The 22186-nt window shown below is 59.9% G+C and carries 27 protein-coding genes and 2 tRNA genes; 28 read left to right on the top strand and 1 reads right to left on the bottom strand.

The window, feature by feature from the left end; translation table 11 throughout:
• Positions 1–150: 150 nt before the first annotated feature.
• The 8 genes from ACP7D9_RS26345 (at position 151) to ychF (ending at position 7073) form a co-directional block, all read left to right on the top strand.
• On the top strand, positions 151–1875 hold the full coding sequence (locus ACP7D9_RS26345; RefSeq protein WP_426160065.1) for a tetratricopeptide repeat protein: 1725 nt from the start codon (positions 151–153) through the stop codon (positions 1873–1875).
• Between the two features lie 3 nt (positions 1876–1878).
• Positions 1879–2496: a lipoprotein insertase outer membrane protein LolB gene (gene lolB / locus ACP7D9_RS26340; RefSeq protein WP_016773207.1), complete on the top strand. Its 618-nt coding sequence runs from the start codon at positions 1879–1881 to the stop codon at positions 2494–2496.
• A gap of 6 nt (positions 2497–2502) precedes the next feature.
• A complete protein-coding gene (gene ispE, locus ACP7D9_RS26335) occupies positions 2503–3351 on the top strand; it encodes a 4-(cytidine 5'-diphospho)-2-C-methyl-D-erythritol kinase (RefSeq protein ID WP_426160134.1) in 849 nt (282 codons plus the stop codon).
• A 37-nt stretch (positions 3352–3388) separates the two neighbouring features.
• Positions 3389–3463, top strand: a tRNA-Gln gene (locus tag ACP7D9_RS26330).
• Between the two features lie 45 nt (positions 3464–3508).
• Positions 3509–4450, top strand: a complete 942-nt coding sequence (locus ACP7D9_RS26325) for a ribose-phosphate pyrophosphokinase (protein WP_003171603.1) — start codon at positions 3509–3511, stop codon at positions 4448–4450.
• A 141-nt stretch (positions 4451–4591) separates the two neighbouring features.
• Positions 4592–5194: a 50S ribosomal protein L25/general stress protein Ctc gene (locus ACP7D9_RS26320; protein WP_039761263.1), complete on the top strand. Its 603-nt coding sequence runs from the start codon at positions 4592–4594 to the stop codon at positions 5192–5194.
• Between the two features lie 171 nt (positions 5195–5365).
• Complete coding sequence (gene pth, locus ACP7D9_RS26315) at positions 5366–5950, top strand: aminoacyl-tRNA hydrolase (protein ID WP_008079560.1); 585 nt, start codon at positions 5366–5368, stop codon at positions 5948–5950.
• A 22-nt stretch (positions 5951–5972) separates the two neighbouring features.
• Complete coding sequence (gene ychF / locus ACP7D9_RS26310; RefSeq protein WP_101161886.1) at positions 5973–7073, top strand: redox-regulated ATPase YchF; 1101 nt, start codon at positions 5973–5975, stop codon at positions 7071–7073.
• Positions 7074–7216: 143 nt separating this feature from the next.
• On the opposite strand, the gene ACP7D9_RS26305 is transcribed toward ychF, so the two are convergent.
• Positions 7217–8434 carry an MFS transporter gene (locus ACP7D9_RS26305; RefSeq protein WP_426160064.1) on the bottom strand — a complete coding sequence of 406 codons (1218 nt, stop codon included), beginning with the start codon at positions 8432–8434 and terminating at the stop codon, positions 7217–7219.
• 333 nt (positions 8435–8767) lie between these two features.
• Here ACP7D9_RS26305 and ACP7D9_RS26300 point away from each other — a divergent pair, with 333 nt between their 5' ends.
• The 20 genes from ACP7D9_RS26300 to ACP7D9_RS26205 all read left to right on the top strand — a co-directional run bounded on the left by ACP7D9_RS26300 (position 8768) and on the right by ACP7D9_RS26205 (position 22065).
• Positions 8768–10825 (top strand): methyl-accepting chemotaxis protein, encoded by a 2058-nt coding sequence (locus ACP7D9_RS26300; protein ID WP_426160063.1) that lies wholly within the window; start codon positions 8768–8770, stop codon positions 10823–10825.
• Positions 10826–10940: 115 nt separating this feature from the next.
• Positions 10941–11017: transfer RNA gene (locus tag ACP7D9_RS26295), tRNA-Met, on the top strand.
• Positions 11018–11187: 170 nt separating this feature from the next.
• On the top strand, positions 11188–12429 hold the full coding sequence (locus ACP7D9_RS26290; protein ID WP_426160062.1) for a tyrosine-type recombinase/integrase: 1242 nt from the start codon (positions 11188–11190) through the stop codon (positions 12427–12429).
• Between the two features lie 12 nt (positions 12430–12441).
• A complete protein-coding gene (locus tag ACP7D9_RS26285; protein ID WP_426160061.1) occupies positions 12442–13038 on the top strand; it encodes a hypothetical protein in 597 nt (198 codons plus the stop codon).
• Between the two features lie 125 nt (positions 13039–13163).
• Positions 13164–13427: a helix-turn-helix transcriptional regulator gene (locus tag ACP7D9_RS26280; RefSeq protein WP_426160060.1), complete on the top strand. Its 264-nt coding sequence runs from the start codon at positions 13164–13166 to the stop codon at positions 13425–13427.
• Positions 13428–13796, top strand: a complete 369-nt coding sequence (locus tag ACP7D9_RS26275) for a hypothetical protein (protein ID WP_426160059.1) — start codon at positions 13428–13430, stop codon at positions 13794–13796.
• Between the two features lie 478 nt (positions 13797–14274).
• Positions 14275–14838 (top strand): hypothetical protein, encoded by a 564-nt coding sequence (locus ACP7D9_RS26270; RefSeq protein ID WP_258603612.1) that lies wholly within the window; start codon positions 14275–14277, stop codon positions 14836–14838.
• A complete protein-coding gene (locus ACP7D9_RS26265) occupies positions 14835–15149 on the top strand; it encodes a hypothetical protein (protein WP_426160058.1) in 315 nt (104 codons plus the stop codon). The genes ACP7D9_RS26270 and ACP7D9_RS26265 overlap by 4 nt, the downstream gene beginning before the upstream one ends.
• The gene (locus ACP7D9_RS26260) at positions 15146–15406 is read left to right on the top strand and encodes a hypothetical protein (RefSeq protein ID WP_426160057.1); all 261 of its coding nucleotides are present in this window, start codon (positions 15146–15148) and stop codon (positions 15404–15406) included. Before ACP7D9_RS26265 ends, ACP7D9_RS26260 begins: the two co-directional genes overlap by 4 nt.
• The gene (locus ACP7D9_RS26255; RefSeq protein WP_426160056.1) at positions 15403–15618 is read left to right on the top strand and encodes a hypothetical protein; all 216 of its coding nucleotides are present in this window, start codon (positions 15403–15405) and stop codon (positions 15616–15618) included. The genes ACP7D9_RS26260 and ACP7D9_RS26255 overlap by 4 nt, the downstream gene beginning before the upstream one ends.
• Positions 15615–16112 (top strand): hypothetical protein, encoded by a 498-nt coding sequence (locus ACP7D9_RS26250; protein ID WP_426160055.1) that lies wholly within the window; start codon positions 15615–15617, stop codon positions 16110–16112. Before ACP7D9_RS26255 ends, ACP7D9_RS26250 begins: the two co-directional genes overlap by 4 nt.
• Before the next feature lie 4 nt (positions 16113–16116).
• Complete coding sequence (locus ACP7D9_RS26245; protein ID WP_426160054.1) at positions 16117–16392, top strand: hypothetical protein; 276 nt, start codon at positions 16117–16119, stop codon at positions 16390–16392.
• Entirely contained in the window at positions 16385–16606 is a 222-nt protein-coding gene (locus tag ACP7D9_RS26240) for a hypothetical protein (protein ID WP_258603621.1), read from the top strand. Before ACP7D9_RS26245 ends, ACP7D9_RS26240 begins: the two co-directional genes overlap by 8 nt.
• Positions 16603–17484, top strand: a complete 882-nt coding sequence (locus tag ACP7D9_RS26235) for a toprim domain-containing protein (protein ID WP_258603623.1) — start codon at positions 16603–16605, stop codon at positions 17482–17484. The genes ACP7D9_RS26240 and ACP7D9_RS26235 overlap by 4 nt, the downstream gene beginning before the upstream one ends.
• Positions 17471–19270, top strand: a complete 1800-nt coding sequence (locus tag ACP7D9_RS26230) for a DUF927 domain-containing protein (protein ID WP_426160053.1) — start codon at positions 17471–17473, stop codon at positions 19268–19270. Before ACP7D9_RS26235 ends, ACP7D9_RS26230 begins: the two co-directional genes overlap by 14 nt.
• Before the next feature lie 352 nt (positions 19271–19622).
• Positions 19623–19934 (top strand): hypothetical protein, encoded by a 312-nt coding sequence (locus tag ACP7D9_RS26225; RefSeq protein ID WP_426160052.1) that lies wholly within the window; start codon positions 19623–19625, stop codon positions 19932–19934.
• Positions 19931–20536 (top strand): hypothetical protein, encoded by a 606-nt coding sequence (locus tag ACP7D9_RS26220; RefSeq protein WP_426160051.1) that lies wholly within the window; start codon positions 19931–19933, stop codon positions 20534–20536. Before ACP7D9_RS26225 ends, ACP7D9_RS26220 begins: the two co-directional genes overlap by 4 nt.
• A 111-nt stretch (positions 20537–20647) precedes the next feature.
• Positions 20648–20998: a hypothetical protein gene (locus ACP7D9_RS26215; protein WP_258603628.1), complete on the top strand. Its 351-nt coding sequence runs from the start codon at positions 20648–20650 to the stop codon at positions 20996–20998.
• A gap of 3 nt (positions 20999–21001) precedes the next feature.
• A complete protein-coding gene (locus ACP7D9_RS26210) occupies positions 21002–21586 on the top strand; it encodes a tail assembly protein (protein WP_426160050.1) in 585 nt (194 codons plus the stop codon).
• 44 nt (positions 21587–21630) lie between these two features.
• Positions 21631–22065, top strand: a complete 435-nt coding sequence (locus ACP7D9_RS26205; protein WP_426160049.1) for a hypothetical protein — start codon at positions 21631–21633, stop codon at positions 22063–22065.
• Positions 22066–22186: the final 121 nt, after the last annotated feature.

The following is a 22186-nucleotide window of genomic DNA, read 5'->3' as shown; positions in this document are numbered from 1 at the left end:
ATTGTCCTACTTCGAAAGATTCAGAACAACTACCGCTGACTATTGTCCCAATCGTCAGCCCCTATAATGGCCACAATTGAGTCTCGGTTATGTTTGGCCGAAGGCTTGTGTCATGATGATCCGACCGCAGGTTAGTCGTCCTCTTCCTATATGAATAGATCTTCCGCGTTGCTCCTCGCTTTTGTCTTCCTCAGCGGCTGCCAGGCCATGGCGCCCGTTGCGCCGGACGGCACCCCACCGGTCGAAGACACCACGCCCGCACCTGAAAAGCCCAAGGTTTACGGCTCGTTCAGCGAGGAAACCGTGTTCAGCCTGCTGAGCGCCGAACTCGCCGGCCAGCGCAATCGTTTCGACATTGCCCTGGATAACTACGTGACCCAGGCCATCAACACCCAGGATCCGGGCGTCTCCGAGCGTGCTTTTCGCATCGCCGAATATCTGGGCGCCGATCAACCGGCCCTCGACACCGCGCTGATCTGGGCGCGCAACGCTCCGGACGATCTCGAAGCGCAACGCGCCGCCGCCGTGCAACTGGCCCGCGCCGGGCGCTACGACGATTCCATGGTCTACATGGAAAAAGTCCTGCAGGGCAAGGGCGACACCCATTTCGATTTCCTCGCGCTGTCGGCCGCCGACACCGATCAGGAAACCCGCAACGGTCTGATGAAAAGTTTCGACCGTTTGCTGCAGCGTCATCCGAACAACAATCAGCTGGTTTTCGGCAAGGCCCTGCTGTTGCAGCAGGACGGCGACAATCAGGGTGCGCTGACTCTGCTCGAAGACACCCCCCCGGAAGACGGCGAGATCGCACCGATTTTGCTGCGCGCACGCCTGCTTCAGCTGCTCAACCGTGGCGACGAAGCACTGCCGCTGCTGCAAAAAAGCATCAGGAAGTATCCGGAAGACAAACGCCTGCGCTTGACCTATGCGCGCATGCTGGTGGAACAGGACCGCATGGACGATGCCAAGGTCGAATTTTCCACCCTCGTTCAGCAATACCCGGAAGACGACGAACTGCGTTACTCGCTGGCGTTGGTGTGCCTGGAAGCCAAGGCGTGGGATGAAGCCAAGGGTTATCTGGAAGACCTGATCGCTCGCGAAAGCCATGTCGATTCGGCGCATCTGAACCTCGGCCGGATTGCCGAAGAGCGCAACGATCCACAAGGCGCGCTCATCGAATACGCCCAGGTTGGCCCGGGCAATGACTATCTTCCGGCACAGCTGCGTCAGGCCGATATCCTGATGAGCAACGGCAAGACCGCCGAAGCGCAGAGCAAACTGGCGGCCGAGCGTGACGAGCAACCGGATTACGCGATCCAGTTGTATCTGATCGAATCGGAAAGCCTGTCGGCCAACAAACAGGACGACAAGGCCTGGAAGGTTCTGCAACAAGCGCTGCAGAAATACCCGGACGATCTCAATCTGCTTTACACCCGCGCCATGCTCGCGGAGAAACGCAATGATCTGGCGCAAATGGAGAAAGACCTGCGTCTGATCATCAAGCGCGACCCGGACAACGCCATGGCGCTGAATGCGCTGGGCTACACCTTGTCCGACCGCACTACCCGTTACGCCGAAGCGAAAACGCTGATCGAGCAGGCGCACCAGATCAATCCGGAAGACCCGGCGGTACTCGACAGCCTCGGCTGGGTGAACTATCGCTTGGGCAATCTGGACGATGCGGAGAAATACCTGCGCCAGGCGCTCGAGCGTTTCCCCGACCACGAAGTCGCCGCGCACCTCGGCGAAGTCCTCTGGGCCAAGGGCAATCAACGCGAAGCCAAACAAGTGTGGGGCAAGTTCCTCAAGGATCAGCCCGACAGCACCATTCTGCGCAGCACCATCAAGCGCCTGACCGGATCCGAGACTCTTTAAACCATGCTTTTGCGCCACGTTATCGTTTTCAGCTTCATTGCCCTGCTCGCCGGCTGCTCGGGTTTCGGTACTCGCGAATCAGTTGAAGGCCACGGCAGCCCGGCCCAGTGGGCGGCAAACAAACAGCAACTGACCGGCCTCGATGGTTGGCAGATCGACGGCAAGATCGGCATCCGCGCACCAAAGGATTCCGGCAGTGGCACGTTGTTCTGGTTGCAGCGCCAGGACTACTACGACATTCGCCTGTCCGGTCCGCTGGGTCGTGGCGCGGCACGCCTGACCGGGCGTCCGGGCAAGGTATCGCTGGAAGTCGCCAATCAGGGCCGCTACGAATCGCAATCGCCTGAAGCCTTGCTCGAAGAGCAACTGGGCTGGAAATTGCCGGTGTCGAATCTGGCCTGGTGGGTTCGTGGCCTGCCGGCTCCGGAAAGCAAAAGCCGCCTGAACCTGGACGCCGACAGCCGTCTGGCCAGCCTTGAGCAGGACGGCTGGAAAGTCGAATACACCGCCTACACCGAACAGAATGGTTATTGGCTGCCCGAGCGCATCAAGCTGCACGGCACCGACCTCGACGTGACGCTGGTGATCAAAACCTGGCAACCGCGCAAGTTGGGGCAATAACGCATGATCGCTGCACGCCTCACCCTGCCCTCGCCAGCAAAACTCAACTTGATGCTGCACATTCTCGGTCGCCGTGAAGACGGTTATCACGAATTGCAGACGCTGTTTCAGTTCCTCGATTACGGCGATGAAATCACCTTCGCCGTGCGCGATGACGGCGCGATCCAATTGCACACGAAGTTCGCCGGCGTGCCCCATGACAGCAACCTGATCGTGCGCGCGGCGAAGATGTTGCAGCAACAGTCCGGTAGTTCACTCGGCATCGACATCTGGATCGACAAAGTGCTGCCCATGGGCGGAGGCATCGGCGGCGGCAGCTCAAACGCGGCGACGACCTTGCTCGGCCTCAACCATTTGTGGCAACTGGGCTGGGATGAAGATCGTCTGGCGGCACTGGGCTTGTCACTGGGTGCCGATGTACCGGTTTTCGTCCGTGGCCACGCGGCGTTTGCCGAGGGCGTCGGCGAAAAACTGACCCCGGTCGAACCCGAGGAACCTTGGTATCTGGTGCTCGTGCCGCAAGTTGCTGTTAGTACGGCAGAAATTTTTTCCGATCCTTTGTTGACACGTAACACACCGCCCATTAAAGTGCGCCCCGTTCCCGAGGGAAACAGTCGAAATGACTGCTTGCCGGTGGTAGCAAGGCGTTATCCAGAGGTACGTAACGCATTGGATTTGTTAGGTAAATTTACCGAAGCAAAGCTCACCGGAACTGGAAGTTGTGTGTTTGGGGGCTTCCCAAGCAAAGCTGAAGCTGATAAAGTCTCGGCCCTTCTGACAGAGACCCTTACAGGGTTTGTAGCGAAAGGAAGCAACGTTTCGATGTTGCATCGCAAGCTGCAAAGTCTGCTCTAAAGGAATCAAGTGCCCGGCACTTGAAAGCAACAGATACAGGGGCGTCGCCAAGCGGTAAGGCAGCAGGTTTTGATCCTGCCATGCGTTGGTTCGAATCCAGCCGCCCCTGCCATTTTCTCTACTCATCCAGGTTACCCTCAGCCTCTAGGTACTGCGCGTGTCCAAGATGATGGTCTTTACGGGGAATGCCAACCCCGATCTGGCTCGGCGTGTCGTACGTCAGCTGCATATCCCTCTCGGTGACATCTCTGTCGGCAAGTTTTCCGACGGCGAAATCACAGCCGAGATCAATGAAAACGTTCGCGGTAAAGACGTCTTCATTATTCAGCCGACCTGCGCTCCGACCAACGATAACCTGATGGAACTGGTAGTGATGGCTGATGCCTTCCGCCGGTCCTCGGCTACTCGTATCACTGCTGTTATTCCTTATTTTGGTTATGCCCGTCAGGATCGCCGTCCGCGTTCCGCACGTGTGGCTATCAGCGCGAAAGTCGTCGCTGACATGCTTACCGTAGTCGGCATCGACCGTGTTCTCACGGTTGATCTGCATGCTGACCAGATTCAGGGCTTCTTCGATATTCCGGTAGATAACATCTACGGCTCCCCGGTTCTGGTGGATGACATTGAAGATCAGCGCTTCGAAAACCTGATGATTGTGTCCCCGGACATTGGCGGCGTCGTGCGTGCACGGGCTGTTGCCAAGTCGCTGGGCGTCGATCTCGGGATCATCGACAAACGCCGTGAGAAAGCCAATCACTCTGAAGTGATGCATATCATCGGTGATGTCGAAGGGCGTACCTGTATTCTCGTCGATGACATGGTCGATACCGCCGGCACCCTGTGCCACGCGGCGAAGGCCCTGAAAGAGCATGGCGCAGCCAAGGTCTTTGCCTACTGCACACACCCTGTGCTGTCGGGCCGGGCCATCGAGAATATCGAAAATTCCGTGCTGGACGAGCTGGTGGTCACTAACACCATCCCGCTGTCCGCTGCAGCACAAGCCTGTGCACGTATCCGCCAACTGGATATCGCACCGGTTGTTGCCGAAGCGGTTCGCCGCATCAGCAATGAAGAATCGATCAGCGCGATGTTCCGTTAAGGGCCCTGCCCTTCACGAAATGTCTCGTTGACGAAAAGCGCCCCGCCCCGGCATTCCTGTCGGGGCGGGGCTTTTTTGCCCATACCGTGTTCGGCGCTGGTCGCAAACGCCACTCGGTCATGGCTATTTTGGAGATACAAAATGAACGATTTTACTCTGAATGCTGAAGTGCGTTCCGACCTGGGGAAAGGTGCGAGCCGCCGCCTGCGTCGTCTCGCAAGCCTGGTTCCAGCTGTAGTTTACGGTGGCGACAAAGCCCCTGAATCCATCAGCATGCTGGCCAAAGAAGTTGCCAAACTGCTCGAAAACGAAGCGGCTTACAGCCACATCATCGAGCTGAACGTTGGTGGCACCAAGCAGAACGTCATCATCAAGGCTCTGCAGCGTCACCCGGCCAAAGGCCACGTGATGCACGCTGACTTCGTACGCGTTGTTGCCGGCCAGAAACTGACCGCCATCGTGCCTGTACACTTTGTTGGCGAAGAAGCTCCAGTCAAGAAAGGCGGCGAAGTTTCGCACGTTGTTGCCGAGATCGAAGTTTCCTGCCTGCCAAAAGATCTGCCTGAGTTCATCGAAGTCGACCTGTCGAAAGCAGAAATCGGCACCATCATTCACCTGTCGGACCTCAAAGCTCCTAAAGGTGTTGAGTTCGTTGCTCTGGCACACGGCGATGACAAGGCTGTTGCCAACGTCCACGCTCCACGTGTTGCTGCAGAACCTACCGAAGAAGGCGCAGCAGAGTAATTCACTCTGTATAGCCTGAGTGAGCAAGTAACATCGCGGACTGGAACGTAGCGAGAAAGCGGGCGAGAACGCGGAGTTTACATCCATGGTAAATGAGCACTTTTCGTCCACTTTCGCCGCTGTCACAGATTGCGGCGATGTTATTCACCACTCAAAGGAAGGGCCCCTATCGTGACTGCCATCAAACTGATCGTTGGCCTGGGAAATCCAGGCGCTGAATACGACCAGACCCGGCATAACGCAGGGGCCCTTTTTGTTGAGCGCATCGCCCACGCACAGAATGTGAATCTTGTGGCCGATCGCAAATATTTCGGCCTGACCGGGCGCTATTCGCATCAGGGTCAGGATGTTCGTCTGCTGATTCCCACCACCTACATGAACCGCAGCGGCCAGGCCGTGGCGGCACTCGCCGGTTTCTTCCGCATCAAGCCTGAAGAAATCCTCGTGGCGCATGACGAACTCGACTTGCCTCCGGGCGTTGCCAAGCTCAAGCAGGGCGGCGGCCATGGCGGTCACAACGGGTTGCGCGACATCATTGCGCAACTGGGCAATCAGAATACGTTCTACCGTCTGCGGCTTGGCATCGGCCACCCGGGCGTTGCCAGTATGGTTTCAAATTTCGTCCTGGGTCGTGCGCCACGCGCCGAACAGGAAAAACTCGATGCCAGCATCGACTTTGCCCTCGGCGTGCTGCCGGATATCCTCGCCGGGGAATGGAACCGCGCGATGAAAAACCTGCACAGCCAGAAGGCCTGACTTTTACCCGAGGGGAAACACCATGGGATTCAATTGCGGCATCGTCGGCCTGCCTAACGTCGGCAAGTCCACCCTGTTCAACGCCCTGACCAAATCCGGTATCGCGGCCGAGAACTTCCCCTTCTGCACCATCGAGCCGAACAGCGGCATCGTGCCGATGCCGGATCCGCGTCTGGACGCACTGGCGGCCATCGTCAATCCCAAGCGCATCCTGCCGACCACCATGGAATTCGTCGACATCGCCGGCCTCGTCGCTGGTGCCTCGAAAGGTGAAGGCCTGGGCAACAAGTTCCTGGCCAACATCCGCGAAACCGACGCCATCGCTCACGTGGTGCGCTGCTTTGAAGATGAAAACGTGATTCACGTTTCCAACAGCGTCGACCCCAAGCGCGACATCGAAATCATCGACCTGGAACTGATCTTCGCCGACCTCGACAGCTGCGAGAAGCAACTGCAGAAAGTCGCGCGCAACGCCAAGGGCGGTGACAAGGACGCTGTGGTTCAGAAAGCGCTGCTCGAGCAATTGATTGCGCACTTCACCGAAGCCAAGCCGGCGCGCAGCCTGATGAAGAACATGAGCGCGGATGAAAAAGCCGTGATCAAGGGCTTCCACCTGCTGACCACCAAACCGGTCATGTACATTGCCAACGTTGCCGAAGACGGATTCGACAACAATCCGCACCTGGATGTAGTCAAGGCCATCGCCGAAGAAGAAGGCGCCATGGTCGTTCCGGTCTGCAACAAGATCGAAGCGGAAATCGCCGAGCTCGACGACGGCGAAGAAAAAGACATGTTCCTTGAGGCCCTGGGCCTGGAAGAACCGGGCCTGAATCGCGTGATCCGCGCCGGCTATGAAATGCTGCACCTGCAGACCTACTTCACCGCTGGTGTCGAAGAAGTCCGCGCCTGGACCGTCAAGGTCGGTGCCACCGCACCACAGGCTGCTGGCGTGATCCACACCGACTTCGAAAAAGGCTTCATCCGCGCCGAAGTGATCGCCTACAACGACTTCATCCAGTACAAGGGCGAAGCCGGTGCCAAGGAAGCTGGCAAATGGCGTCTGGAAGGCAAGGAATACATCGTCAAGGACGGCGACGTGATGCACTTCCGCTTCAACGTCTAAGCAGCAGCCATACATGAAAAAGCCGCGTTTGATACGCGGCTTTTTTGTGCCTGAAAATTGTTAAAAGATCGCGGCCTTCGGCAGCTCCTACAGGTGCACATCAAGCCCATGTAGGAGCTGCCGAAGGCTGCGATCTTTTGATCTCAGGTCTTTCTGGTACGCGGGAGAAAGATCGCCAACACGCCAAACAACGGCAGGAACGAGCACAGGAAATACACGTACTCAATCCCGTGCACATCCGCCAGATGCCCGAGCAGCGCCGCGCCAATCCCGCCGAAACCGAACATCAAACCGAAGAAAATCCCGGCGATCATCCCGACATTGCCCGGCACAAGCTCCTGCGCGTAGACCACGATCGCCGAGAATGCCGAGGCCAAGATAAAGCCGATGACCACGCTGAGAATGCTGGTCCAGAACAGATCGACATGCGGCAGGATCAAAGTGAACGGCGCGACGCCGAGGATGGAAAACCAGATCACTGCCTTACGCCCGATCTTGTCGCCAATCGGCCCGCCGAAGAATGTCCCCGCCGCCACTGCACCCAAGAACAGGAACAGATGCAATTGCGAGCTGGCCACCGACAGGTCGAACTTCTCGATCAGGTAGAAGGTGAAGTAGCTGGTGAAGCTGGCCATGTAGAAGTATTTGGAGAACACCAGCAGACCGAGCACCACCAGCGCACTGGTCACCCTGCCCTTCGACAAGCCGTGCGTCGCGGCCTGGCCGGCCTTGAGTTTGAACAGGTTGAGGTGATTGGCGTACCAGCGGCTGATGCGGTACAGCACGAACAGCGCAAACACCGCGAACAGGCCAAACCACGCCACGTTGCCTTGGCCGAACGGGATGATGATCGCCGCCGCCAGCAGCGGGCCGAACGCGGAACCGGCGTTGCCGCCGACCTGAAACGTCGATTGCGCCAGACCAAAGCGCCCACCCGAGGCCAGCCGCGCAACACGCGAGGCTTCCGGGTGAAAGGTCGACGAGCCAATACCGATCAGCGCCGCTGCCAGCAGAATCAGCGGGAAGCTGCCCACCACAGACATCATCAGAATGCCGATCAGGGTACACACCGTGCCCGCCGGCAGCAGCCACGGTTTGGGGTGGCGATCAGTGTGATAACCGACCCACGGCTGCAACAGCGACGCGGTCAACTGGAAGGTCAAGGTAATCAGGCCGACCTGGGTAAACGTCAGGCCGTAATTGGCCTTGAGCATCGGATAGATCGACGGCAGCACCGACTGGATCAGGTCGTTGATCAAATGCGCCAGCGCCACCGCGCCGATGATGCGCATCACCAGTGGGCTGCTTTGGGGCGCAGCGGTCGCCGAGGCAGCGGCGGTCTGAACATTGCTGATAGCCATGGAAATTTCCGGACAGCAGAGGGATGCCCGCAGGCAGGTGCGCCAATGTGCCATTTTTCGGTGCGCCAGCGCTATCCCCTTAGCCAGCTAACTAACTGACGGGTCGTCGACTGCTCGGTGATAGCGCAACGCCATGGTCTGAATCTTGCCTTGCTTCTCTGCTTGAACGCGGCCGCCTTACAAAGACGACCGACAATGGGAAGTTTCGCTACAGAGCCGGCCTACAGAGCGGGCGAGAGTGAACTTTCGAGGCCTTTTAGCAGGGCACAACATCAAGGTCGAACGACTGCGATGCACGCCAATGGTGCGTGGTGTCCAGGGGAGTCATGGGGCATGCAGACTTTTCTTTCGCCGGGAATCAAATTGCTGGGGCGATTTGGCTTCGCACGTAAATTCCAATTGTTGTTTCTGCTGTTCATTCTGCCGTTGGCCGGTAGCCTGTTGATGATCGGCCAGGACTATCGCGAAAAACTCAATCTGATTGCCGGCGAACGCGCCGGCGTGCGTCAGTTGCTGGCGCTCGATGCGCTGGACAACCTGCTCGCCGCGCAACGCGACCGTGCCGCCCGCTGGCGCGCCACGGAAACCAACCGGCAACCGACGCCAGCCACCCTGGCGGCCATGGCCGCCTTCGACGCCGTGCAACCTGCCGTGCTGCAAGCCACCACGGACCTGGGCACGGCACTGAAAAAAGAAGGAGCCGAAGGCGAGACGCTGACGCGCTATCAAGCGCTGCAAACCGCGCTCAACAGCCTCGACTCGAAAAGCCTGAGCAGCGTCGGTTGGTGGCCGGACGGCTACGACCGCTTCACCAACGCTCTGAGCGCCCTTCAAGCGTTGCGCGAGCAGATCGTCATGGACAATCGCCTGACCCTCGCACCGTGGCTGGAAACCTACTTGCTCACGCAGATTTCCACCCAACACGCGCCAGACCTGATCGAGCGGGTCGGACGCCTCGCCGCCGTCGGCCAGGCCTCGGTGGTCTCCGGCCAGTTCACGCTGCAGAGTCGCTTGCAGTTGCGCGACCTGCGCAGCCGCATCGGCGACGCCCGCGAGCAACTGGTCAAAACCGCCACGCTGCTCGAAGCACGCCTGCCGAAAGATCAGCAGAGCTGGGCCAGCCAATACCATGACAGCCTGAAACGTCTCGATAGCGGCCTGAAGGTACTCGACGACGGCGTGTTCGGCGGCAGCATCACGCTCAAACCGGACGACTTCGAACGCAACCTTGATGCCCTGCTGAGCGACCTCGCCGCCCTGCGCCAGCAGTCGCTGGTTTCGCTGGATCAGCGCCTCGACGCCTACCACAGCTCAGCGATCCGTCAGTTCATCCTCGTCGCAGCCATCTTCGGTTGCCTGCTGCTCGCGGCGATGTATCTGTTCATCTGCCTGCAAGCCTCGATCCGCCGCAGCGCCAGCGGAATCACCCTGCTCGCCGAAGCCCTGCGCGACGGCAACCTGAGCCTGCAAGTGCCGGTGGTCGGCCGCGACGAGTTGGCGGCCATCAGCACGGCGCTCAACGTGGCCGTGGTGCAACTGCGCAGCAGCATGCTCGGTGTCGATCACGAGACCTCGCAACTGAGCAACGCCGTGCGCAGTCTCAACGACCATTCCAGCGGCGCGCTCAGCGAAGTCGAGGCGCAGCAGTTGCAGATCAGCCAGATCGCCGCAGCGGCCACGCAACTGGCCGCTACCTCGCAAGGCGTGGCGCAGAGCTGCGAACAGGCCTCCGGCAGCGCCCAGCACACTCGGCGCATTGCTGCCGACAGCAGCCGCGACAGCCAGCGCACCACGGCGAGCATTCAGCAGCTCAACCAGCGTTTGAACGACACAGCCGCAGCATTGGGCCGGGTCAGTGAACAAGGCCAGCAGATTCAACTGGTCGTCGACACCATTCGCGGCGTCGCCGAACAAACCAACCTGCTCGCCCTCAACGCGGCGATCGAAGCCGCACGTGCCGGTGAACAGGGCCGTGGCTTTGCCGTGGTCGCCGATGAGGTGCGCAGCCTGTCACAACGCACCCAGTCGTCCACCGCACAGATCGCCGGCACCGTCGATAGCCTGCGCGCCACGGTCAACGAAGCAGTCAGCCTGATGGAAGCCGCCTGCGGCCAGGCGCAATCGGATGCCGCCGCCGTCACCGGCCTCGGTGAACGCCTGGGCGAAATTGCCAGCGCCGTGCAGAGCGTCACCGACACCCTGGCGCAGATCGCCACGGCGGTTGAGGAGCAGGCGAGCACCGCCGATGAGGTCAGCGGCAACATCCAGCAAGTCGATCAAGCGGCGGTTCGTTTGCTCGAAGGCGCACGGGCGGTGAACATTGCGGCGGACACGTTGAGCCAGGGCAGCGAAGCCTTGAGCGCCAATACCGCCAGATTCCGCCTGCGCTGACACCCTCTCCGGCCCCGATTTTCGGGGCCGGAGGATAAGCGGTTGAAAATAAGAAGAAATATTTTGGATTTACGCTTGACGCTTTTCCATTTCAGGGGAATAATGCGCGCCACTTGGCTACATAGCTCAGTTGGTTAGAGCATAGCATTCATAATGCTGGGGTCCGGGGTTCAAGTCCCTGTGTAGCCACCAAGTACCTGTTTACAGATGTCTCTATGAGTCTCTAAACAACCTCAAGAAGCCCGCCTAGTGCGGGCTTTCTTGTTTCTGGCTATCTCTCCCTGTATCCCTCTATACCTTCCCTCCGTGTATCCCTCTGTGTATCCTCGACAAATAATTGAACCGAGGGGATACAAGCCCAAATGAAGCGCTCCGAGATAAAACGTCGCCCCCTTTCCGATACCGCATTGGCCGGCCTTGAGCCTGACGCCAAGGAGTACCGCGAGCTCGACGGGAGCGGCCTTTATTTTCGCGTGAAGCCTGACGGGCAAAAGTCTTGGCAGCTCCGTTACAAGAAGCCAGACGGCAAATGGTCGTGGCTCGGGCTCGGCGGTTACCCAGAGGTGAGCGGATCGGCCGCCAGGCAGAAAGCTGCCGAACTACGCACCGATGCCGCCGACGGCAAAAACCCTATCGTCACGAAACAGGCTCGCAAAAAGGCAGATCGGGATATCGCCGGCGAGATGTTCGAGCCATTGGCGCGGGAGTGGTACGCGTCACGCCTGACCAATTGGGATGCCGGAACAGCGAAGCGGATCATCGGCGCCCTGGAGCGTCATGTCTTCCCTGTGTTCGGCAAGCGCCAGTTCGTGGATATCACCCCACTCGAATGGATGGAGTTCCTGCGCGGCATGGAGCAGAAAGGAATCCTTGAGCAAATGAGCCGGGTTCGCTCCTACTGCCGCGACGTTTACGACTTGGCCCGGGTTACCGGTCGCGCGACGCACAATCCGCTGGAAGGCCTGCAGAAGTATCTCCAGTCAGGCAAGGCCGAGAACTACGCCCACGTAACGCAGGACGAGTTGCCCGGCTTGATCCGCGCGATTGCCGCATATCCACATGCCCACGATGTCCGCCTCGGCCTGCGCTTGCTGAGCCTTTTTGCCGTGCGCCCCAGCGAGCTGCGTGAGGCGGAGTGGTCAGAGTTCGATCTTGATAAAAAGATCTGGACCGTCCCGGTGAATAGGAAGGGGCGGAAAAAGGGATTGGAGCATCTGGTCCCCCTCTCCACTCAGGCGATCGAGGCGCTGGAAGAGTTGCGCAAGTACACCGGTGGCAATCCCCTGCTTTTCCCCGGGCGCAGCGACCGCACGAAGCCCCGCAGCGACACGGTGTTCCTGATGGCACTGCGGCGAATGGGTTACGAGGGGCGCCAGACCGGGCACGGGTTCCGACACATCGCGTCGACGGTCCTCAACGAAAACGGGTTTGATGAAAACCACATCGAGGCCCAGCTATCCCACAAGAAGCCCGGCGTCGCGGGGGTCTACAACAAGGCGAAGTACCTGCCGCAGCGCACGGTAATGATGCAATGGTATGCGAACTACCTCGACGGGCTGGCCGGCGGAGTCGTCATCCAAGGTAATTTTTCCAAGCGCGCTTAATTGGAGTGACGAATGAAGCCCATTGATACACAAATGCTCACTCCTGCGATGAGACAGTTGCTCAGAGCCAACGAGAGTAGGAAGAAGGTCAATCGCGATCACAGTCACCCTGTGGACATAGCCGATCTGCAATGCTTGGCATCACATAACTTGGCTTGCGCCCAGAGAGAAAAGGACGCTCGCAAAACGGCGTCGCATTACGACACCACGTTGACCGAGGTCGCAGTTTTGGTGAAAGAACATCCAGAAGCGGCACAGAAAATTTTGGATATCGCCTTCAACCTGCTCGGGCTTGATTCCGTATTACTCGGAGGGAATCTGTTGGCGAGACATGACCAACAGCTTGCCTCAATGAGACCACTGGCGGCCCAGCACGCCGCGAAGGCCTCAACCATAGAAAGAGCCCGAACGATTGCTTCTAAACTTTGGGGTGACGATACGGAACGGAAAATTCGAATAGGAGATATGGCTGAAAGCGCCTATAGGGCGCTGGCGGCTGAAGGCTATTCAGAGACGCTGCCTGAAACAGTGGAAAGAGTTAAAGAATGGATTAAGCCCATTGCTCCAGAGTACGCACGCAAGGGTGGGCGCCGCAGAAAAACCCCATAACCGTCCCACCTATTACCTTTTCAGCAACGGATACCTGGTTATCCGTTGCTGCCGGCAAATTTTTTAGCTGGCGATTTCTTAGCACTGTGTCTCCCGTCATCTACAGCTATTACGGGAAGCGCATAATGCACACCATTCACACACCGCACCAACCCTCTGCCTCGCATAATTTTGACCCGGCGATCACCCTGATTCGTATGCCGGACCTTGAGGCCATCACCGGCCTCGCCCGCCCCACTGTGTACAAACGCCTCAAAGACGATCCGACCTTTCCGCGCCCGGTGCCGCTGAGCAACAGCAAGTCGCGCGGCTCGCCGGTGGGCTTCGTACTGGCCGAGGTCCAGGCATGGGTGCGTCAGCGCATCGCCCTGCGAGGGGAGGCCGCATAAATGAGCGAACAAAAAAAAGGCCAACCCATTAAGGCCAGCCCGGAAAAATCACACGCCGATAGTACCACCAGCACCGGGAAAGCGCCGACAAAGATCAGTCGCGTCCTGGGCCACTTGCTACAGGACCGGAGCCTAAATCGATTCGAGGCCGAGCGCCTGGGCGACCATTGCCTTCACTCGACGATCAGCAGCCTGGCGAACGGCTACGGGTTGAACTTCAGCCGCCTGATGGAGCGCGTGCCGAACCATTGGGGCCTGCCCTGCCTGGTGACCCGCTACAGCCTGCCAGCCTCCGAACACAAGCGTGGGCGCAACGTTCTGGCCATGCTTGAGAAGACGGGCGCATCCCGCCGGCAGGCGGCAGCATGAACGCGCCACTAATGTTCTGCGATGAACGGTCGATAAGTATTCTTGCCAGCAGTCGCGGCCGTCGGTATGGTTCGCCCCAAGTCATGGCAAAATCCATGGCCGGGTGTAGGAACCCATCAGAAAACTTGGCGCACAGGCGCCCCCATTCCGATTGCTGGCGTCTTTTTTTACGCCCGCAGTTAAGTGTTATGGCGGCCGTGTGTGGGCAGGCTTCGGCCTGGCCGGGTTCCAAGTTTCCCGGTATTCCTACCCCACGCACGGCTGCCACCCAATCCCGTAGGAAGGACCGTGGCAGTTCCGATATCGAACTTGGAGCGCCACTTATGTCCGCCCTCATTCCGTCCAAAATCCGCGCATTTGCTCACCGTCGCATGGCCTTGAGCGCACTCCGCGCAAATTCATCCCTTTCCGTTCGCTTGAAGCGCTACAACCATCACTCCGAGATCGCTCGCGAACTAGAAGCGCGGGAGGTGTCGAAATGATCGTCAATACAAACACCCCCAATATTCGGGCATTACCGCGCACGTCCCCCGGAAGCGCTGAAGCGTCCTTGAGCAAAGGAAGTGCCAGCGGTAGCTATCGATCCAAGCGTCGAGCTATGACCATTATGCGCACTGGAAGCCGCCTGTCCGGCAAGTACGTGCCTAGCTTTGCTGAGCTGGAGCGGGCTTGGCCGGAAGACAATGCCTGCCCGCGCTGCAAGGTGAAATTTGAATTTGTGCGTAGGACGGGGGCCGCTTATGGGAGCCACCCGTCGATCCAACACTTTCTCCCATCTGAAAGCGACCAGAACCCGCTCGCGGTGATTTGCGGCAAATGCAATCACGCCTTGATCAACCTCGGCGATACGGTCGACGCGATGTCCGTCGAGCTGGGGCTGCGCAAATGTACCTGTTGCGGCAACCTGAAACAGGAAGGCGACTTCTATCCAAAAAAGATGCGGAAGTCAGGTAACACGGGGCTTCAATCGCACTGCAAGGACTGCCAGAAAGACCGGTTACGTCAGCACACAAATGCCCGTCGTGTTGGGGGTGCGCAATGAGTCGTCAGCTGTGCGTCATCGACCATGATGCTATCGAAGGGGAAGTGCTGCGCGAGGCGGTTATAGACGCCCGCGATATGTGCTCCATGAATTTCGCCCGCGAAGAGCACAAGAAGCTGGAGAAAATCCTGCTGACGTTCGTGATTCCAGCGATGGGTGGTTACGACAATGAGCTGGCGTGTGACATTGCCCGCCATATTGAGCAGATCCGCACTTTCAGCGGTAATTTCTGCTGGCGCCATCGCCACCTAGGCGCCTCGCACGGCGTGGTAGGCAAGCGCGCCGAAATGGGCGAAGGGGGGGTGCAATGACGACCAGATCGAAAGCCGACAACTGCCAGCAGGTGGCCCAAGAGGCAATTTTCCAGCTCGATTGCTGCCGCGAGTTCAGCGACTGGATGCTGGCCCTGATGACCGCCATTCGTGACGACAAAAAACACTCTGATGGGAAGAACGCTCCCGGCCTGTCGAACCTCGGCGTGTACTTGGCGGAAACGCATCTTGGGGATGTCGAGCAGTCGTTCGAGCTTCTGAGTGACGACCTGTCGAGCCTAGGAGGTGCGGCATGACTGGCACACTCCAGACCAACACAGGCGTGGTCGACGATTTGCGAGATGCGCAGGACATTCTGTTGCTTCTGGCAATGTCGCTGGCGCTGATCGCCTCGCCCTCGACTCACATCCTTGTGGCCCGCGTAACGGCCGTGTTCGCACAGCACACAGCCATGGCTTGGGCCGATCTCCTCGGTGATGTCATCGCCGAACAGGAGGCGTCCCAATGATTCAGCCAATGATGTTCAAACGCCGCAGAACCCTTCCGGCTCACCGCCTCCCCTACGTCGGCAACACCGTCTATACCGACCCGATGGGGCGCATCGGGTACTGGGATGTTCCCTTGATCGGTGGTTATAGCGATGGCTGGGCAACTGGCGGCGCGCTGGCGCTGATCGCCTTGAAACACATGAGCAATTACGCCCAGCGAGTTGATGGCGACCACCTCAAATACATCGCCGCTTCGTGGATCGACCGCGCCAGCCAGGCGTCCCCCGAGGAGCTGGAGACGCTCAAGGCGCAAGTCATGGGGTTCATGGCAGAGATCGGCAAGTTCACCGAGGCGTCGGCTGTTGGCTCGCGATCGCGGCTTTCCCAGGTCGACGACAAGGCCGCGCTCAAAAAGGCGAATGAAGGGCTTGGATTTATGGCTGCAGAACGGGCACGCCGGACGCAGACGAACGACGCGCACTCGGCGCGAAACGCTGATTCGATAAAGGGTTAAGACCATGAAACTTCAAAACGGCGCATCAGCGTCGACGGGATCGGCTTGCCTGAAGAAAGCCAACGAGCTGTTTTATGTGACCCATCCGAAGACGCCAAAAGCGTTGCTCGGTCCGTTCCTGACCGAAGCCGACGCCGAGTGTGGGCGCGTAGTTATGCGTAGCGCCGACGCCCAGGTCACGGCGTGTCTGGTCGATTCCATCGACGACTTCACCCACTGGCACGCACTAAACAACGGCAGGATCTGCCGCGCCTTCGCAGGGAGCGCCAGCCATGGGTGACGTAATTCAGTTCGACCCGCACGCCGCTACCGGACGCGAGAGCGAGCCAGCCCACATGGACGACTACGGGCGGTCGCTGTTGCTGTGCGCTTTTAGCGATCTGGTGACGTTGCGCGACAGCGCCGCCGACGCCCATAGCCGCAAGCAAACGGATGCGGTCGTTAAGCAGATCGGCGTGGTGCTGGCGCGCTATGAACCGGAGGGCGCGGCATGACAGAAGCGACGATCCTTTTCCGCGACGCGCTCCAGGCCGCCTATGGCCCTTTGGATTGGCTTCCAGATCCAGACGGTGCCATTCACCGCTTTCAAGTCCCAAGCGATAAGCCCGGCAGCCAAAACGGTTGGTATGTGCTGTATCTGGACAACATCGCATCCGGGGCTTTCGGAAGCTGGAAGGACGGCACCACCAGCACTTGGTGTAGCCGCGAGCCGGTGGACGCCCGCGAAGCCGCGCAGATCCGCGAGCGAATTGAACTGGCCAGGCGCCAGCGCGAAGCGGAACAGCGCCAGCGCCATGAGCGAGCGGCGGCAAAGGCCAATCACTTGTGGCGCAACGCGCGCCGGGCATCACCAGACCATCCGTATCTGGTGGCGAAGGGCGTTCGCTCCTACGGCTTGCGCCAGCGCGGGGCTGAATTGCTCGTTCCGCTGTACCTCGACGGTCGGCTGGTCAACCTACAACGCATCGCACCGGACGGCGGCAAGCGCTTTCTCTTTGGCGGGCGGATCAAGGGCACCTATTCCCCGCTGGGCATCATCCAGCCCGGCGCGGTGCTTTGTATCTGCGAAGGTTGGGCGACCGGCGCCAGCCTCCATCAGCACGGCGGATACGCGGTTGCCGCAGCCATGAACGCGGGCAACTTGATGCCGGCCGCTATGGGTCTCCGCTCGCGCTACCCAGCCCAGCCAATTGTGGTAGCTGGCGACGATGATCGCCTTACCGAAGGCAACCCAGGCCGCGCCGCTGCAAACGCAGCAGCCGCAGCCGTGGGTGGTGAGGTCGCTTTCCCTGACTGGCCAGACAACGCACCTGAATCCCTGACTGACTTCAACGACCTCGCAAACTGGAAACTCGCCAATGGCCAAGCCTGACGCCAACGTGATCACCCTTCGGCCGGAAGCCGCCACAATTGCACCAGCGCGTCCCTGCTGGGCGGTGTACGAGCATTGGGTAACCAACGAGAACGGCCGCAAGCTGCGCCCCGGGGTGTACTGGCACAGCTTCAAGCGCACCGCCGCCGATCAGGACGACGCGGAGAGCGACGCCGCCGACCGCCCGATCACCGACGAATGGATCTCCAGCCCCGTCACGGTTGTGGCGCGCACGACCAACAGCGACGACGGCAGCGAAGGGCGTCTGCTCCGCCTGGTCACGGAAGGCGGCATCAAGGAATGGATCATCGCCATGGAGGTGTTCGGCGGGAGCGGCGAGGACGCTCGCCGGGCACTCTTCGGCATGGGCGTAATCATCGCGCTCAAGAAGCGCGGCACGTTCATGGAGTACCTTCTCGACCAGCACCCCGCCGAGGTGTTCGCTACCACCGGCCGGCCGGGCTGGCACGAGTCAGGCGCGTTCGTGCTACCCGGGCGAACAATCGGCACCGCCAACGTGCGATATCAGGCGAGCAACAGGGCTCAAGTTTTGTTCAGTCAGCGCGGCGAGCTGGCGCGGTGGCAGGCCGAAGTGGCAGCCAAATGTGCGGGCAATCCCGTGCTGACGTTGGCGATCGGCTGCTCGCTGGCTGGCCCGTTGCTCAGTTTGGTCGGCGTGCTGGGCGGTGGTGTTCACCTGGTGGGCGATAGCTCGAGCGGCAAGTCGCTGGCTCAACTGATCGGCTCCTCCGTGTGGGGTGACCCGGGCGTTTTCGCCGCCAGTTGGGATATGACCAAGGGCGGGCTTGAGATCGAGGCGTCCAGTCGTAACGACACCATCCTGCCGCTGGACGAAATCAAGCGCGCCGACCCCAAGCGGGTACAGGAAATGGCCTACTCCCTCGCCAATGGTCAGGGCAAAGGCACCATGACCAGAGAGCGTGAAGGCCGGGCGAAACTGAGCTGGCGCCTCCTCACGCTCTCCAGCGGCGAGCGGTCGCTGTCCGAGCACGCCGCCATATCCGGTAACGCTGCCCATGCTGGCGCCGAACTCCGCATGGTCGACGTGAACGCCGGCACCCGCACACATCGCGCCTTTGACGAGTTACACGGCCTTGAGGGCGCTGACTTCCATCGGCAGCTCACCGTGGCGGTAGGCGCCCACCATGGACATCTTGGACCTGCGTTCGTGGAGCGTCTGGTCGCAGCAGACGATAAACCCGGCCTGCTCAGTGACTTCGATGGCATTCGCGCCCAGTTCGTGGAAGACAACGCCCAAGCCGGCCGCGTCGCTGACCGGTTCGCCGTGATCGCGCTGGCTGGCGAGATGGCCATTGCATACGGACTGCTCCCGTGGGAGCCAGGTACCGCCCTCGCCGACTGCCGCCTGCTCTACGGCGAATGGCTTTCCCGTGTCGGCGGAGGGAACGCCGAAGACCGCCAGATCCTGGCCGGCATCATCGACTTTATCGACAAGCACGGCAGCAGCCGATTCTCCGACGCGAACGATCAGATGCCAGACACCAAGGTGTTTAACCGGGCTGGGTACTGGAAGTTATCCGGGGGCAAACAACTGTACCTGTTCAACAAGTCGGCCTTGATCGAGGCGGCGCACGGGTATGGCCTGAGCCGCGTTATCAAGGCATTGGAAGGCGCTGGCGCTATTGCCGAGCGCGGCGCTGATCGGAAACGGCACGCCAAGAAATACCGCGTCCCTGGTGGCGGATCGCCATGGCTGTATGTGATCGACCCCGAAGCCTTGGACGGTGAAGGCGGTGCTGTATGACCGCCACTACTCCAAACCACGATTGCCCATATCCACAGGAACCTAGAATCGGTGGGAACAGTGGGAACAGTGGGAACAGCCAGCAGGGCCGGGGCTTTCAGCCGTTCCCACCTAATAAAAAGAGTGGGAACAAGTGGGAACACACAATCACTTTCCAATATAAGCGCGCCGCTAGACTGTGCTTTTTGGTTATCACTGTTCCCACAAAAACCCGAGTGGGAACAGAATGGGAACAGAAAAACACCTCTGGAGGCCGCGAATTCCCTGGGTTGTTCCCACTGTTCCCACTGTTCCCACCGTTTTTGAAATCACAGCAACATGTGTATGTGAGTAATCCGGGCGAGGTGACGCAATGAGCCTCTTGTCCGAACTGCTCGATCACATGCCGCCGACCATCGTGGGTACCGCCCCGGAGAAACCCCGTCGCCCTGCGCCTCGTCCGTCGCTGGCGCTCGTCACTCATGTGGAGCGCCGCCCGCAGTTCGTCACTGGGCCGCACGCAAGCGCCGCCACGGCCACGCCCGAATGGCAGCTGGCGCGCGACGCATACCTCAACCACATCATGGCCTGCCGATCGTGCTACGCGCCCACCAATCGCTATTGCGGCGTTGGTGCCGAGTTGCGCGCTGATTACGACCGCACGCCCATGGAGACAAAACTATGAAGGCCAATATCGTCATTGCCCTGCTGGAAATCGCGCAGAAGCCAGGCGCCAGCAAGAGCACAAGCTTGATCACCACCCGCCGGCTCTGTCGCATCCTCGGCCAGAGAGCAGACGACATCCGAACCGAGCGCCGAGCCATACGGCGGGAGGCCAGCAAGCTGCGCCACTACCTGCCCTTCACCGCCAACAAGATCTACGAGATTCAGCAGAAGTCTTCGGGCCATCGGAGCGCTGAATGGGATGACGTGCGCAAAGTGCTGGGCGCGTTCGGACGGTCGCTGGTGCTGGACACCGAAGGCTTGATGGATGGACTGGGCTTCGACCGGGTGTGCGATCTGCTGGCGGTGAACGCCGTGGAGCGGGAGGCGGCGAGGAAGGACGGCGTGAACGGTTTGGCGGAATTGGTGTTCGCCCATTCCCTGGAAGACAGCGCCGCGCGTCGCAGGCAGGAATGGAACGACGCCCCTTTGTTCAACGCCTGTCAGATCGCGACTGCCAATTTCATCAGGGACTGCCCAGCACACTTGCGACCAGACCCTTTCGCACCTGGCGCGCCGTTCGGCCCAAAGATCCCGCCCACCCTGAGCATTGTCGGCAAGTAGGTAACCCATTACGCGACACGTTTTGCGAATCACGAAAACGTGTCGCGACACGGAGCGACACAACCGGGCATCCGCCCATCAATGGCGCCACGGCGTCGAAGGAGGCAATACATGTCACACCACATACGCTTCGCGGAAGCGTGCAAGGACACAGACTTCACCACTGACCCCGGCACGATCGGCGGGTACATCGTCTGGACGGTAGAGCACGTGCGCGACGGCGAGCGGGTTGAGATCGAGGGGCCGTTCTTCACTGAGGAGGAGGCTAGGATCTCCGCCGAGCTGATGCGCATCGAGTATCGGGGAGCCCGGGCCTACCAATCGACTCACACCTCAGCCTGGAATCCAGACGTAAACCGCGAGGTCGCCATTCGAAACGACGCAATGGCCGCCCGCATGATCCTCGCCGGCCAGCTCGGCATGGAAATCCCCAAACACAGCGCCCAAGGCGCCCAGGAGTAAGAAATGGCAATGGCAACCGACTACGGCAACAAAACCTTGATCCTACTGGGCGGCAGCGCTGGCAAACTCTTTGGCCGCAAACACCTCTACGAACTCTCAACGGGGGATGTCCGCGAGGCGGTTAAGGCAGTAGACGTGAATCACCCGGGATTTGCCAAATACCTTGCCGACGCAAAGGCTCGCGGCCTGGAGTTCGCCATTTTTCGAAACCGGCGCAATATCGGCGAGAAGGAGCTCGGGATGGGGCGAGCAAACGAGATCCGCATCGTCCCAGTCATCCATGGGAGTAAGCGGGCGGGACTATTGCAGACAGTGCTGGGGGCGGTGCTGATCGTGCTCAGTCCGTTCACGAACGGAGCCACACTCGCGCCGGGCATAGCCCTCGCCGCCGGCGGCGTGATCCAAATGCTCAGTCCGCAGGCCTCAGGCCTAAGGCAGAGCGCCGGGCCAGAAAACGCCCCGTCCTACGCCTTCGGCAGCGCCAAGAACACCACGGCCAGCGGCAACCCGGTACCGATCTGCATCGGCGAACGCCGGTGGGGCGGAATGATCATCTCAGCCTCGATCTACGCAGAAGACAAAATGTAGGCGTGGTGTTGTAAAGTCACAATTCACTTTTGAGGACGAACCAGATGCACAGGATTTTTCTCGCGTTCATCGCCGCCGGCGTGCTGGCCGGCTGCTCCAGTACACCGGTCGACCAAGCGTCGGCGAAGAAAGTGCCAGCATCCAGAACGTTTGCGTTTCAGTCAGACATTCCGGGCGGCGCCAAGCTGGTGGTGAGTCGAGATAGTGGTTTTTGGGCGTCCGGTGGATGCTATGCAACGGTGTTGGTCGATGGCAGGAAAGCCGCGCGTATCGACACAGGCGAGATTGTGGCGTTTCAGGTCAAGCCTGGCCGTCACATCATCGGTATAGCGGGTGACGACGACGGTAACGGCGTATGCGCGCTACAGATCGGTCAGCCGGTGAAGGAGACGGCCACACAGGTCGGCGCCGGGGATGTACAGAAGTTCAGGGTGTCCGGTACGCAAAACGGTACCGATATTCGCCCCAGCTCCTTCTGACCCAATTGCAGCACCGGGCGGCTCCAAGGATTGAGTCGCCCACCGCCCCTTCGTCAAGTTGGTAACCAAGCGTGGTAACCACCGTTGGTAACCACCGTTGGTAACCATTCCTCCACCCTCT

The organism is Pseudomonas sp. TSRC2-2 (assembly GCF_049897785.1).
Taxonomy (GTDB): Bacteria; Pseudomonadota; Gammaproteobacteria; order Pseudomonadales; family Pseudomonadaceae; genus Aquipseudomonas.
The sequence above is the reverse complement of the archived record's forward strand: the minus strand, read 5'-3'. Positions and strand labels throughout refer to the sequence as shown.

Bases quoted from the DNA above. Each gene is read 5' to 3' on its own strand.
- ACP7D9_RS26255 (WP_426160056.1), top strand. From the start codon at position 15,403: ATGACTGGCACACTCCAGACCAACACAGGCGTGGTCGACGATTTGCGA.
- ACP7D9_RS26265 (WP_426160058.1), top strand. From the start codon at position 14,835: ATGAGTCGTCAGCTGTGCGTCATCGACCATGATGCTATCGAAGGGGAA.
- ACP7D9_RS26275 (WP_426160059.1), top strand. From the start codon at position 13,428: ATGAGCGAACAAAAAAAAGGCCAACCCATTAAGGCCAGCCCGGAAAAA.
- ACP7D9_RS26235 (WP_258603623.1), top strand. From the start codon at position 16,603: ATGACAGAAGCGACGATCCTTTTCCGCGACGCGCTCCAGGCCGCCTAT.
- ACP7D9_RS26270 (WP_258603612.1), top strand. From the start codon at position 14,275: ATGATCGTCAATACAAACACCCCCAATATTCGGGCATTACCGCGCACG.
- ACP7D9_RS26290 (WP_426160062.1), top strand. From the start codon at position 11,188: ATGAAGCGCTCCGAGATAAAACGTCGCCCCCTTTCCGATACCGCATTG.
- ACP7D9_RS26230 (WP_426160053.1), top strand. From the start codon at position 17,471: ATGGCCAAGCCTGACGCCAACGTGATCACCCTTCGGCCGGAAGCCGCC.
- ACP7D9_RS26240 (WP_258603621.1), top strand. From the start codon at position 16,385: ATGGGTGACGTAATTCAGTTCGACCCGCACGCCGCTACCGGACGCGAG.
- ACP7D9_RS26215 (WP_258603628.1), top strand. From the start codon at position 20,648: ATGTCACACCACATACGCTTCGCGGAAGCGTGCAAGGACACAGACTTC.
- ACP7D9_RS26205 (WP_426160049.1), top strand. From the start codon at position 21,631: ATGCACAGGATTTTTCTCGCGTTCATCGCCGCCGGCGTGCTGGCCGGC.
- ACP7D9_RS26300 (WP_426160063.1), top strand. From the start codon at position 8,768: ATGCAGACTTTTCTTTCGCCGGGAATCAAATTGCTGGGGCGATTTGGC.
- ACP7D9_RS26245 (WP_426160054.1), top strand. From the start codon at position 16,117: ATGAAACTTCAAAACGGCGCATCAGCGTCGACGGGATCGGCTTGCCTG.
- ACP7D9_RS26285 (WP_426160061.1), top strand. From the start codon at position 12,442: ATGAAGCCCATTGATACACAAATGCTCACTCCTGCGATGAGACAGTTG.
- ACP7D9_RS26345 (WP_426160065.1), top strand. From the start codon at position 151: ATGAATAGATCTTCCGCGTTGCTCCTCGCTTTTGTCTTCCTCAGCGGC.
- ACP7D9_RS26305 (WP_426160064.1), bottom strand. From the start codon at position 8,434: ATGGCTATCAGCAATGTTCAGACCGCCGCTGCCTCGGCGACCGCTGCG.
- ACP7D9_RS26280 (WP_426160060.1), top strand. From the start codon at position 13,164: ATGCACACCATTCACACACCGCACCAACCCTCTGCCTCGCATAATTTT.
- ACP7D9_RS26260 (WP_426160057.1), top strand. From the start codon at position 15,146: ATGACGACCAGATCGAAAGCCGACAACTGCCAGCAGGTGGCCCAAGAG.
- ACP7D9_RS26250 (WP_426160055.1), top strand. From the start codon at position 15,615: ATGATTCAGCCAATGATGTTCAAACGCCGCAGAACCCTTCCGGCTCAC.
- ACP7D9_RS26220 (WP_426160051.1), top strand. From the start codon at position 19,931: ATGAAGGCCAATATCGTCATTGCCCTGCTGGAAATCGCGCAGAAGCCA.
- ACP7D9_RS26320 (WP_039761263.1), top strand. From the start codon at position 4,592: ATGAACGATTTTACTCTGAATGCTGAAGTGCGTTCCGACCTGGGGAAA.
- lolB (WP_016773207.1), top strand. From the start codon at position 1,879: ATGCTTTTGCGCCACGTTATCGTTTTCAGCTTCATTGCCCTGCTCGCC.
- ACP7D9_RS26225 (WP_426160052.1), top strand. From the start codon at position 19,623: ATGAGCCTCTTGTCCGAACTGCTCGATCACATGCCGCCGACCATCGTG.
- ACP7D9_RS26210 (WP_426160050.1), top strand. From the start codon at position 21,002: ATGGCAATGGCAACCGACTACGGCAACAAAACCTTGATCCTACTGGGC.
- ychF (WP_101161886.1), top strand. From the start codon at position 5,973: ATGGGATTCAATTGCGGCATCGTCGGCCTGCCTAACGTCGGCAAGTCC.